The sequence below is a fragment of the Bacillus sp. X1(2014) genome, assembly GCF_007678255.1.
In genome coordinates this window covers 350,508-362,768 of record NZ_VEED01000004.1, presented here as the reverse complement: position 1 = coordinate 362,768, position 12,261 = coordinate 350,508, and the positions used below count along the sequence as shown (strand labels likewise).

Sequence of the window (12,261 nt, the reverse complement as noted above, 5' to 3'; positions counted from 1 at the left end):
AATATTTAGGTTAAACTGTAATTGGGTCATAATTAATTCCTCCACATTGTTTTCGTCGCTGATAACATTGTTGACAAAAGGAATTAATTTGACCCCTTTTTCTTTTTACACAATTATACGGACTTAATCCCGAAACGAGCTCCATTCTACATTTAACCGGAAAATCTCCGCTTATTTTACTTTTGCTGGTTACTCGATTAAGGGCAAGTATCATAAATTCCACTGCTTTTTGTCCTTTCCATTTGAAACTCTATAAAGGCTTAAAGTTAGGAAACGGATGCTGGGCTTCAGCAAGCGTGGAAAGACTCGTTAATTCGGCTAAAGCACCAATTTTATTCCAAACGGCCATGACTCTAGCAGATTGGTGTGCTTTTTCGATGGCCTCTGTGGATCGCCATTCAGCGATTTCGATAATCGTCCCATCCTCTGCTTGAAGCGTTAATAATTCTCGATTAGTAATTAACTCTTCCTCGCGGAGTGTTGGGATATGTACTTTAAGGAGTTCTTTTAATTCCTCCTCCTTTCCTGGGTGCGGACGATAGAGCGCCATGAACACTAATGAAGACATATTCTCACCTCCTTTAATAACATCATCATACTTATGATAAATCTTTAGCAATGGCGCGTCCAGCTTGCCTTCCCGTAAATAAACAGCCTCCGACAAAGGTTCCTTCTAAGGAACGATAACCATGAATGCCTCCGCCGCCAAATCCTGAAACTTCTCCAGCTGCATAAAGACCAGGCACAGGTTTTCCAGTTACATCAAGAACTCTGCCGGATAAATCGGTCTGGAGACCACCTAGCGTTTTTCGACTGACTATGTTTAACCGAACAGCGATTAGGGGGCCCATTTTTGGATCAAGGATTCGATGAGGGGGTGCCACCCTTATCAGTTTGTCCCCAAGATAATTTCTGGCTCCACGCATAGCCGTAATTTGAAGATCTTTTGTAAATTTATTTTCGATTTCCCGATCTCTCGCAAGGATCTGGCGCTCAATCTCATCGAGCGATAACAAGTTATCACCCGAAAGTTTATTCATTCCTGCTACAAGTTCAGACAAATTATTCGCAATCACAAAATCTTCACCCTTATCCATGAATGCTTTAACCGGTGCAGTAGGACCGGGCAGAACTCGCGCTAACACTTTTTTGATACTTTTCCCTGTCAAATCAGGATTTTGCTCAGACCCAGATAAGGCAAACTCTTTTTCAATAATTTTCTGAGTTAAAATGAACCAGGAGTAGTCGTAGCCTGATTTCATAATGGCTTCGAGTGTTCCCAAGGTATCAAATCCGGGAAAGTTTGGTGCAGGGAAACGCTTCCCTTTGGCATCAAGCCAAAGGGAGGAGGGACCCGGCAGGATCCGAATGCCATGGTTAGGCCAGACAGGGTCCCAGTTTTTAATTCCTTCGGTATAATGCCACATTCGATCACGATTGACGATTCTGCCGCCAGCTTTTTCTGTTATCCCTAGCATTCTTCCGTCGACATGTTCTGGGACCCCAGAAATCATATTTTGAGGAGCCTTACCGAGTCGTTCCGGCCAATTTTTTCGAATGAGTTCATGGTTTCCACCAATCCCTCCGCTAGTCACTGCAACAGCCAATGAATGAAACTCAAAATCGCCAATTACCTCTCTGGAACTGGCCTCCCCGCGAGCTGCATTACTTGGAACTAGGATGTCCCCCCTGACACCTGTAATGACACCATTTTCTTTTATTAATTCATTCACGCGATGGCGGGGGCGATAATCGACAAGTCCGTTCTTCATTGCTTGTCTGACTCGATCCTCAAATGGCTTAACGAGACCAGGACCTGTTCCCCAGACAATGTGGAAGCGGGGGACTGAATTGCCGTGACCTTCAGCCGTATAGCCACCGCGCTCTGCCCAGCCGACAACCGGGAAAAAACGAATTCCCATCCCTGTGAGCCACTCACGTTTTTCACCTGCAGCAAATTCAACATAAGCCTCTGCCCACTTTTTCCCCCAGTAATCCTCGTCGTCTTCTCGATCAAAGCCTGCAGCGCCTAACCAATCCTGCCAGGCAAGTTCCCGAGAGTCCTTGATCCCCATTCTTCTTTGTTCAGGAGAGTCGATGAGAAATAAACCTCCAAATGACCACCAAGCCTGGCCGCCGAGAGAGGCTTCGGGTTCTTGATCTAAAAGTAAAACTCTTTTTCCTGCATCTGCAATTTCAGCCGTTGCCACCAAACCCGCTAGGCCAGCACCCACCACAATCACGTCAAATTTCAAATAAATCCCCCCGGATATAATATAAGGCCTATTTATGAGTTACTAAATTTTCTGAAAAGTAAATATAATCCAGTATAACATACCTTACATAGGAATTTGGACGTAATAAATAGGATTCAGAAGAGGTAAAGCGAAAGTTTGAAATTTAAAATAATTCTAATATTTTAATCTTTTTTTGATTGGGCGAATCGTATATCCTATTAATAGTAAGAGGATTTGTACCAGGATCATAAATTAGGAGTTTCGAAAATAGAAGGGGGGAAGAAAGATGACAACAACCTTTACTCATAAGCAACAGGCGGTAAATAGTTTTAATGAAGTCTGGGATCTCCTTGATTTGAATGTGAGAACAAACGAAGAGGCAGAGAAAATGATCCATCAAGCCCATACATCTTTTTACCATTGGACTCAGGTTGAGGGACGTACAGCAAAGAATCTATCGATCGGTTATTGGCAGCTATCAAGAGTGTATGCGACAGCTGGGCTCGGCGAGAGGGCGCTGTATTATGCGGAACGTTGTCTATCTGTCAGCCTAGAAAACGAAATCGACCCATTTTATATAGGCTATGCCTATGAGGCCCTAAGTCGTGCAAATGCTTTGTTAGGTCAAAATGATGGATTGATAGAACAAGCTGAAAAAGCAATGGAATATGCAAAAGAGGTAGTTGATGAAGGTTCAAAGGAAATGCTGATTAAAGATTTGGAAGAGATTAAAAACAAAAGAAATTAAATTGACCAAAAAAGAGAAGCAGGGAGTGAGTATATCCAACTGGCTTCTCTTCTAATTTCTACATATTCGTATCAAATTCCTGAATCACACTTTTTCTTTCATCGGACCATTCACTGTAACGCCCGTGTGTGAATTTTGAAATCGTACTTCTCCAAAAGGCCTGGGCAGGATAGTTTTTTTCAATTTGTGTGATTTGCCATTTACCTGGAAAAATAGAGAATAATTGGTTTGCTGCTATTTTTCCAAATCCTTTCCCAGCATATTTTTGGATGATAAAGAATTCCAGTATAGTGTTTGGCTTCCCTTCTATTGCACTTTCAACTAAGGCAAATCCTATCAGTTCATCATCCTGTTTAATAAAAAATGGATGATGGTTGGGGCTTATCCAAAAGTCAGTTAAATCATATGGCTTAAAAAGCCCATTATCTTCTAAAGTTATCCCAGGCAAAAATTTAGTAAATTCATAGATGTAAAACTGCATTAGATTATGTAAAATGTTCTCCTCTTTCTTCAGAACTTTAACTAGATTGATCAATGTAAATCCTCCAAATTTGTTATTTTCTCCTTTAGAAAGTTTGACAAAGTGCTATCATTTCCCTTCATTTTAACTATTTTTTGAAATATTAGATATGAAAAAATTTCTATTTTTCATAAAAGATGGAAAAGATTAGGATAGTAGGAATCAAGCTGAAAATAGAAGAGGAGATTTCATGGTATTTACCTTTTATTTTGTCTTAAGTTGGGTGATGATGGGATTACTTATCTTTAATCGTCAGGAGAAACGAGGGTCGAGAAAGGAGATTATATTTCTTGTCCTGCTAACTTGTCTCATTAACACTCACAACTATTTAGGTTTATTTGAAACATTTAAATGGATGAAAACAACAACCACTCCGAAATTATATTTGGCATTTCTTCTATTTCGAAGTGTCTTCAGCCCTTTATTGGTTTCCTATCTCATACTGTACATAAATAATAGTACACTTAAGAAACAAATAATCCTTGTATTCTTATACTGCCTATTAATCATCGGCATCGATAAAGTCAATTTGATCAATGACCTGTATGATTTTAAGAAGTGGAATCAATTTTATACTGTTATTTATTATCTTCTATATTTGTTTTTTACAATGTTTGCATTTAACTGGTTTAGAGGATTGCATGAGCAGGGGGTGAAAAGCGGGGATGATGTTTGTAGAAAATAAATTTGATCAGAATGATTATTTTGTTATTTGTGCCGCTTTGGTATCGTGGGGAATTTATTTCTTTTTGCCAAAAGTGTTTTCTAAGCAATTAACCATTCTCATTTTCCTTTATAGCCTGACAGCTGCAGGTCTTTTCGATAATTCGATAGGTGCTGAACCATTTGACTTTTACGATATTATGGATGGTCCAGAGTACACGGTAATGGATGTAGTCGTTTATTTCCTCTATCCACCATATTCTTATCTCTTTCTATACCTTTATAAAAAATATCAAATAAAGGATCGATACCTAGTGTTCTTTATTGCAAGCTTCACTGCAGCTGCTATCGCGGTAGAATGGGTTTACCATATCATGGGAGTTTTCCATTATAAAAACGGAAACAGTCTCATATACTCTGTTTGTACTTATCTATTCATTCAATCATTATTAATCATGTTTTACCGTTTCTTACGGACAAATAAAGCGGAGACATAACAAAAACCAGATGATTTCTGGTTTTTGTTAGTTTAGAGGATTTTTTCTCAATAAAGCTCTTATATTCCTTTATCTGTCGCAAAATCTACCCTTGAACAATACAGCCATAATCGCTACATTAGAGGGGAAGAACAAAAAAGTAGGTGGCATCCTTGGAAAAAAGATATTTTACAATTGGTATGGCAGGGCACATCGACCACGGGAAAACTTCCTTAACCAAAGCGTTAACCAATGTAGATACAGATAGATTAAAAGAAGAAAAGGAACGTCAAATTTCCATTGAGCTCGGCTTTGCACCATTATACGAAGATCATGAAATCCAAATTTCAGTGATTGATGTGCCAGGACACGAACGGTTTATCCGGCAAATGATCGCTGGCGTTGCTGGGATTGATTTGGTCGTACTCGTCGTTGCAGCAGACGAAGGTGTGATGCCGCAGACGAGAGAGCACCTAGACATCTTGAAATTCTTAGGGGTAAAAAATGGTTTGGTGGCCATATCAAAAATTGATCGAGTGGATGAAGAATTTATCGAACTTGTAAAGGATGATATTTTAGCGGAGCTTTCAGGAACTGTTTTTAAGGGAGCACCGTTTGTATTGGTAGACAGTCTTTCTAAAAAAGGAATCGATGAGATCAAAGCATTAATCATTAGAACGTTAAAGGAACAAGAAATGCGTGATGCGAAAGGGGTATTCCGTCTCCCGATTGACCAGGTATTTACAGTAAAGGGCCAAGGTACTGTTGTCCGAGGAACGGTATATGAAGGAACAGTAGAAGAGGGACAAACCCTAAAAATTATGCCCAAAGGGCTGGAAGTCAGAGCACGGCAGATTCAAGTCCACCATTCATCAGCTGAAAGGGCATTCGCAGGACAACGAACGGCAATTAACCTATCAGGTGTTTCTAAGGAAGATGTTGTGAGGGGAGATGTACTTGTATCCTCAGAACATTTCCTTGTCACGAAGACATTGGATGTAGCGATTCGTATGGTTAAAGACCTTGAGCATATGGTCAAACAGAGGATGCCAATTAAGCTTCATATCGGTACCGCAGAGGTAATGGGGCGGATTGTCTTTTTTGACCGCAATGAAATCAAGGAGGAAAATGGCGAAATCCTATGTCAACTCAGGCTTGAGGAAGAAATTCTGACAAAACGCGGGGATCGCTTTATTTTACGTCGTCCGAGTCCGCAAGAAACGATTGGCGGGGGCTGGGTGATTGATCCACGTGGTGACAAATATCGATTTGGCAATCAGACCATTGAAGAATTGGAAAAGAAAAAGGTTGGTTCACCAAAAGAGCGGATCACTGCTGCTTTAATGGAAGCAAAGTGCCTGCCGCTGGATGAGTTAATCAAACGCACTTCTTTAGACGAAGTCACAATAACTGAAAAATTAACTGAAGAAGAATTTGTTTTATTTGACGGGAAAGAATATACGGTCCAATTGCTGATCAATTCCATTGAGGAAGATATTTTTGATAGATTACAGGATTTTCATCTTCTTCATTCGATGAAAATAGGGATCAACAAAGCTGAGCTATTACAAACCCTTCAAAAAAAAGTTCCAAAGCATTTATTGGATTTTGTTGTGGAGAATGGAATTGCCAATCATATCTTTAACAGAAGAGGGCAGTTTGTTTCATTAGCCAGTTTTGTCCCACATTTGCCCAAAAATTGGGCAAAGCGGACTGAAAATCTGATTGCAGAATTAAAAAAGGATGGATTAAAAGTTCGTTCCTTAAAAGAGTATTTTGCTGATGCCGGAATACCTGCCACCCTGGAGGCAGATTTAAGACGCTTTTTAGAAGAGGAAGGATTACTTGTCCAGCTGGATGCCCAGTTTGCATATCATGGAGATGTGTTTCAACAAGCAGTGGCTAAATTGCGCAGTCAAACAGTTGCAGAATTTGATGTCGGAGCGGCGAAAGATGTTCTTGAACTTTCACGGAAATATATGATCCCATTTTTAGAAAAATTAGATTCAATGGGTCTGACCCAACGTGTGGAAAACAAGAGAATTTGGAAAAAGTAACAAAATAGCCCCATTCCGAAATGGAATGGAGGCTTTTCGTCATTATGATAAAAACTCTGCTGGGTTAAGACCAAGCTCACGGCAGATATCGCTAACCATTTGCTTTTCATTGTTGTCAAAATTTCCATCAGCATAGCCAATGGCGATGCAATACCGGGCGACAAGACGAGCAATTTCAGGCTTGGTTCTTATTTTTCCAAGAGCACGGAAGGCCTCCGCGCGACCCATCATCCGGTCATTTTCTATTCTAGAAACAAACATGTTGAATTTTTGAATAACCTTCGTTGTATCAAAAACTCGTAATTCTTCACTTTGATGGACGAACTCAATCATTTTCTGGCGTTCAGAAGCATCCAAGTACCCATCTGCCATGGCCACCAAAGCACAGGCAGCAACCACTGCCTCAAGGACATCCTGACTTTTGTAGCGATTAAAGAGTTCCTGTGCTTTTCTCTTTGAATTGTTTGCCCATTCAGCGTAATCGGTTTGCGAAGGGGACCAGGAATTGCCGCAGCTATTACATGAAAATTTCAATTGGTTTTTCCCGATGAATCCGCCGAGCAGGCCGACAGGACCAAGTATGAGTCCGCCAATGGCTGCTTTACCCAGACCGAATCCTTTCTTTCCAGTCCTCACATTTGACGAGTGGCAACGCGGACAAATGATTTCATCTCCACCATATGTCTGGTGTGAATTGACCGTCGCAGGATACGACTGAGTCGGAAATCCGTAGGCAGGCTGTTGATAGGATGATTCAGGCTGAAGATGTGTACGCTGCTGATTAGGATTTGAATAATTTTGTTGGTATGAATTACTCTGCTGGTACGGATTAGGGCTTGATTGGCTTTGCTGGTATGAATTGGGACTTTGTTGGTAGCTTGGCGGTGTTGGCACACTCGAAGGTGGGTCATCAACGGCAATCCCAAAGTTCCGGCAAAGTGCTGCAAGGCCTCCTTGAAAACCGCTGGCTATCGCATTAAACTTCCATTCGCCATTGTGCCGGTACAATTCAGCGGCGACAATCGCTGTTTCTACCGTAAAGTCTCTACCTAAGTTAAATCTTAATAATTCCTCATGCGTTTGCTCATTAAAAATACGCACATAAGAGTCTGATATTTGTCCAAAATTTTGCCCTTTCATTTGAGCATCATGGATGGTAATGGTGAAGGCAACCCGGTGAATGTGGGAAGGTACCCTTGCTAAATCAATCCTGATTTGCTCATCATCTTGTGCTCCTGCACCGGTACGATTGTCACCACTGTAGATGATTGATCCGTTTGCGCCATTTGGATTATTATAAAACACAAAATCCTGATCACTGTTCACTTTTCCAGATTCACCTAATAAAAAGGCAGATGCATCTAAATCAAAGTTTGAACCCTGCTGATTAATATTCCATCCTAACCCGACCACGACATTTTGCAGGCCAGGGTGAGATTTGGTTAAATCTACTTTTTGTCCCTTGCTAAGTGTAACACCCACTTTATTTCACTCCTTAACGATTATGTTCCTATGTACATTATAATGTATTTTTAAAAAAGGGAAAAATTACTAGATGTTCCAGGTTCCTATACTAGTTATATGTACGAAATAATGATTAAAAAGTTTCAAAATAAAATGAAAGAAACTAATTTGCCCGTTTTCTTTAAAAAAGAACGCTGATCCATAGGACCAGCGTAGTTGAATTAGTCGATAAATTTGGAATCATTTTTATTTTTTATAAAGGGCCACCAGTTGGCTTCTCCAAATGTTTTCACCATTACAGGGACAAACAATGGAAGTACGACAAGGGAGTACAAGGCCAATCCGATTAATAGAATCGTAGCAATTTCAAGCAAGGAAAGAACTCCTGATGGCATCATAGCGGCAAAAGTACCTCCTAAGATAATCGCTGCTGAAATAATAACTGTCCCCATCTTTTTCATAGACAGTAGAATGGCTTTTTCAACTGGCATGTTTCGATATTCGTTGAAGCGATCCATTAAGAAAATACTGTAATCGATTCCTAAGGCTACTAATATAACAAAGGCAAAGAATGGCACTGCCCAACTGATTCCAGAGTAACCTAATAAATTAACAAAGATTTTTTCTGAAATGGCCATCGAAGTATAGTAGGTTAATACGAGTGAGCCAATCAGATAGAGTGGCATAATGAGGGAACGGAGCAGAATCACTAAGATAATACTAATCCCAACAAGCATTAGCACAACGGTTCTTGAATAATCCGCTTTTGAAATAGAATCAAGGTCGTTATGCATACTTGATACTCCGCCGACTGCCACTTTAGCATTTTCGAGTTTGGTGTCCTTAATCACGCGTTTGACTGCTTGCTTTATTTCTGGTACCCGGTCAATCGCATCATTAGAATATGGATTTTTACTGAAGATCACATCAATCGTCATTACTTTTCGATCTTTTGACAAGTAAGCGTCGAGTGCTTGCTCAAAGTCTTTACTGTCTAGCACGTCCTGAGGAATATAAAATCCATTTTGTTTCTGATTGGATACTTCCGTTAAGTAATCTTGGGCAGAATTCAGTCCGTCTGACACTTTATTTAAACCATCCGCACTTTGGGTTAAGCCATTTGAAAGCTGTGTGATCTGAGTGCCCATATCTTGGAATCCTGTTAGGAGCTGTTTTTGCCCTTCATTGATTCCGGAGAGTCCACCGGTAAATTGGGGAAGTCCTGCAATGACTTTCCCTTGTCCTGCAGCCATTTTGTCTAGTCCAGTTTCAAGATCGGAAATTCCTTTTAACAGGCCTTCCATTCCGGTAATCAGGGCTTTCTGTCCAGCTGTAATTTCAGTGAATTTACTGTTCGCAAACTCTATACCTTCTTGTGCACCTTTAAGTCCAGCATTTAATTTTTGTAACCCGCCAGCTAATTCTTTTGTTGCGGTTTGCGAGCCCTGAACAGTCATTTTAATAGCTTGATAGTTTTGATTTTGACCGATATCACTGTATTGTTGTTCTAGATTAGGAAAATATTGATTTGTAGCGGTTAGAGTTTTGTTCAAGGAGCCTAATCCTGTTGCTACTTTTTCATATTGCCCATGGAGAGTAGTTAATCCTGTACTTGCCTTTTTGTAGCCTGTGAGCAATTGTTTGCTTCCGGCTAAAACCTCTTCGGATTTTTCCTTAACCTGGGTTAAACCATCTTTAATCTGAGCAGAGCCCGCAGAACCAGATCTAAGTCCATTCTCAATTTCTGTCAGCCCGCCTTGGATGTCTCCCATCCCTGTTTTTAGTTTATTGGTTCCATTTATTAACTCGCTAATTCCGTCAGTGGCTTCCTTCATTTTCGGCTGATTAGCTGCCATCTGGCTGCCTGCTTGCTCAAGGCCATCGCTGATTTTTTTAATTCCATCATTGCCTTGACCGAGGCCTTTCCCGAGACTTGCTACTTGTTTGGATAAATATAAATCATCAATTGTTTCCCCGGTTGGACGGGTCACAGACCGTACCGAATTCACATCATTGATACGTGCGAGCTCTTGACTTATTTTTTCAGTTATAGCCATATATTCGGAAGTATTCATTTGATCATCGTTTTTAATGACAATTTGTGTTGGCATAGACTCGCCTGGTCCAAATGAATCAGAAATAATATTAAAACCTTTTATCGATGGAAAATCATCACTGATTTCTTCAAGTGAATTAAACGATAATTGATCTTTATAGGTTAATAAGAATGGGATAGAGATGACCCCGACAATAATAAATGCAATCAATGGACGTGCGAGTGCAAACCTGCCGGCAAATCCCCAAAATTTACTTTCACTGTGTTCGAGTTTGCCTTTGGATGGCCAAAATAATTTTTTGCCAAGCACAGCCATGAAGAAGGGGACAATTGTGAAAAGTGCGATTAATAGGATGGCGACACCTACGGCAACCGCCGCTGCTGATTGATAGAGCTTAAAGGTCGAAAAGCCAATCGAAGCAAACCCTATCATAACGGCAACCCCGCTAAAGAAAACAGTCTTTCCAGCGGTACGGTAGGTTTCCACAATCGATTCTGTTACACTATCATTCTTTGCCATTTCTTCTTTAAAGCGGCTAAGCAGTAGAATACAATAGTCTGTTCCAATACCAAAAAGAACCGCAACTAAGAAAATCTGTGTAAAAGTTGAAAGTGGAAAGTTAACTTTATCCACTAATAAGGAAACAATCGATTGAGCCGTAAGATAACTGAACCCTACCGTAACCAATGGAATAATCGGTGCTATTGCCGATCGGAACACGAGTAAAAGCACGATCAGAATAAATCCTACAGTAATTCCTTCTGTTTTTTTCAATCCTTCTTGCGAGTTGGTGACAAGGTCATCGCTGATTACCCAGTTACCTGTATAGTAATGATCCAGTTTTACATCATCAATTTCTTGATATAATTCATCAGCTATTTCTTTGGCTTCACGGCCATCTACATCCACCTTTACCGAAACAAGAATGGTTTTTCCATCCTCAGATACCAGCTGGTCTTTTAGTTCGGCTTGTTTAAAGTGGGTTAAAATTTCGGAAATCCCCAGCTTTTTCTTGTTTATCTCAAGCTGATTTACGGCTTTTTCCGCACTTTCAAAATCGGCTTTGGTTAACTTTTTATCACTATGAAAAACCAACGCGGTTTGTAGATTACTGCCACTGTTTTCACTAGATTGAACATCTTTGAGGATTTTTTCGGCGACAGTTGAGGAGTATCCTTCCGGTACAGTAATTTGCCCTTTTTCCCGAACCAGCGCCTCCATATTTGGTGCCACCATAAATAGGGCGGTGATAACGAGGATCCACGCTAGTAATATAAACCATTTTCCTTTTATGATCGCTCTCACTGTTTATTCCCCCAGTTCTTCCATTTTCTTGTTGAATAAAATTTGTGCCAATTTTTCATACGTATTTATAAAAGTAGTAATTTCCGATTCTTCAAATTGGGTAATGATGGATTCCACAAGCTGTTGAACTTTTTCTTGGCAATCCTCGTAAAGGGTGTAACCTTCCGTTGTTAGGGTTAAGTAAACCACTCTCCGGTCGTTTTCATCACGAGTTCTTTGTATCAGTCCTCGATCTACCATCCGATTAATGATGGCGGTGATAGCGCTTTTATTGACTTCGAAAGCATCGGCTAGTTCCGTAGAAGTGCATTCCTTTGCTTGATGGATATATCTTAATATGTAATGCTGATCGTTTGTAAGTTCGTCGCCAATTTGCCCCTTGATTAAATATTCCGCTTTTTTGTGGACTTGAAAGGATACGGACACATACCGGTCGATTAACTCTTGAATGACATTTTTATCCATGAATATTTTCACCTCTTTATTTATAAGGCTGTGATAAGGTTAATGTTGATTTTGGCACTCTGTTGATTGGAGTGGAAGGTGCGAAGACTCCTGCGGGAGTACGGGGCAGCGGAGACCCCGCAGGCGCTAAAAGCACCGAGGAGGCTCCCCGCAACGCCTGCGAACCGCTCGCACCTGGAACGGAAATCAACAGACAAGTTTAACATAGCCATTTATTAAAATAGTTCAATTGTTTAACTATTCACTTGTTAAACTATATAATAACCAAC

General features: G+C 40.4%; 11 protein-coding genes. 5 read left to right on the top strand and 6 right to left on the bottom strand.

The window, feature by feature from the left end:
• Positions 1-250: 250 nt before the first annotated feature.
• On the bottom strand, positions 251-568 hold the full coding sequence (locus FS608_RS11580) for an antibiotic biosynthesis monooxygenase (RefSeq protein ID WP_144550054.1): 318 nt from the start codon (positions 566-568) through the stop codon (positions 251-253).
• A 31-nt stretch (positions 569-599) separates the two neighbouring features.
• Positions 600-2,255 carry an FAD-binding dehydrogenase gene (locus FS608_RS11575; protein ID WP_144550052.1) on the bottom strand — a complete coding sequence of 552 codons (1,656 nt, stop codon included), beginning with the start codon at positions 2,253-2,255 and terminating at the stop codon, positions 600-602.
• Positions 2,256-2,523: 268 nt separating this feature from the next.
• Between FS608_RS11575 and FS608_RS11570 the strand changes: the two genes are divergently transcribed.
• Positions 2,524-2,985 carry a hypothetical protein gene (locus FS608_RS11570; RefSeq protein ID WP_144550050.1) on the top strand — a complete coding sequence of 154 codons (462 nt, stop codon included), beginning with the start codon at positions 2,524-2,526 and terminating at the stop codon, positions 2,983-2,985.
• Positions 2,986-3,043: 58 nt separating this feature from the next.
• Here the strand turns inward: FS608_RS11570 and FS608_RS11565 are convergent, their stop codons facing one another.
• The gene (locus FS608_RS11565) at positions 3,044-3,520 is read right to left on the bottom strand and encodes a GNAT family N-acetyltransferase (RefSeq protein WP_144550048.1); all 477 of its coding nucleotides are present in this window, start codon (positions 3,518-3,520) and stop codon (positions 3,044-3,046) included.
• Between the two features lie 175 nt (positions 3,521-3,695).
• Here FS608_RS11565 and FS608_RS11560 point away from each other — a divergent pair, with 175 nt between their 5' ends.
• From FS608_RS11560 to selB, 3 genes are all read left to right on the top strand, one after another.
• Complete coding sequence (locus FS608_RS11560) at positions 3,696-4,190, top strand: hypothetical protein (RefSeq protein WP_144550046.1); 495 nt, start codon at positions 3,696-3,698, stop codon at positions 4,188-4,190.
• Positions 4,171-4,665, top strand: coding sequence for a hypothetical protein (locus FS608_RS11555; RefSeq protein WP_144550044.1), 495 nt, complete (start codon positions 4,171-4,173; stop codon positions 4,663-4,665). The genes FS608_RS11560 and FS608_RS11555 overlap by 20 nt, the downstream gene beginning before the upstream one ends.
• A gap of 152 nt (positions 4,666-4,817) precedes the next feature.
• Positions 4,818-6,701, top strand: a complete 1,884-nt coding sequence (gene selB / locus FS608_RS11550; RefSeq protein ID WP_144550042.1) for a selenocysteine-specific translation elongation factor — start codon at positions 4,818-4,820, stop codon at positions 6,699-6,701.
• A 42-nt stretch (positions 6,702-6,743) separates the two neighbouring features.
• Here selB and FS608_RS31635 read toward each other — a convergent pair whose 3' ends face one another.
• From FS608_RS31635 to FS608_RS11535, 3 genes are all read right to left on the bottom strand, one after another.
• A complete protein-coding gene (locus FS608_RS31635) occupies positions 6,744-8,183 on the bottom strand; it encodes a TerD family protein (protein ID WP_144550040.1) in 1,440 nt (479 codons plus the stop codon).
• A 203-nt stretch (positions 8,184-8,386) separates the two neighbouring features.
• Positions 8,387-11,527, bottom strand: a complete 3,141-nt coding sequence (locus FS608_RS11540) for an MMPL family transporter (protein ID WP_144550038.1) — start codon at positions 11,525-11,527, stop codon at positions 8,387-8,389.
• Positions 11,528-11,530: 3 nt separating this feature from the next.
• Positions 11,531-11,992 (bottom strand): MarR family winged helix-turn-helix transcriptional regulator, encoded by a 462-nt coding sequence (locus FS608_RS11535; RefSeq protein ID WP_144550036.1) that lies wholly within the window; start codon positions 11,990-11,992, stop codon positions 11,531-11,533.
• A 78-nt stretch (positions 11,993-12,070) separates the two neighbouring features.
• Between FS608_RS11535 and FS608_RS30760 the strand changes: the two genes are divergently transcribed.
• On the top strand, positions 12,071-12,211 hold the full coding sequence (locus tag FS608_RS30760) for a hypothetical protein (protein ID WP_222127337.1): 141 nt from the start codon (positions 12,071-12,073) through the stop codon (positions 12,209-12,211).
• Positions 12,212-12,261 lie beyond the last annotated feature (50 nt).

What these genes read in the sequence shown, in the direction of transcription:
- FS608_RS11580 (WP_144550054.1), bottom strand. Translation starts at nt 568, where the DNA reads ATGTCTTCATTAGTGTTCATGGCGCTCTATCGTCCGCACCCAGGAAAG.
- FS608_RS11570 (WP_144550050.1), top strand. Translation starts at nt 2,524, where the DNA reads ATGACAACAACCTTTACTCATAAGCAACAGGCGGTAAATAGTTTTAAT.
- FS608_RS11560 (WP_144550046.1), top strand. Translation starts at nt 3,696, where the DNA reads ATGGTATTTACCTTTTATTTTGTCTTAAGTTGGGTGATGATGGGATTA.
- FS608_RS11555 (WP_144550044.1), top strand. Translation starts at nt 4,171, where the DNA reads ATGATGTTTGTAGAAAATAAATTTGATCAGAATGATTATTTTGTTATT.
- FS608_RS11535 (WP_144550036.1), bottom strand. Translation starts at nt 11,992, where the DNA reads ATGGATAAAAATGTCATTCAAGAGTTAATCGACCGGTATGTGTCCGTA.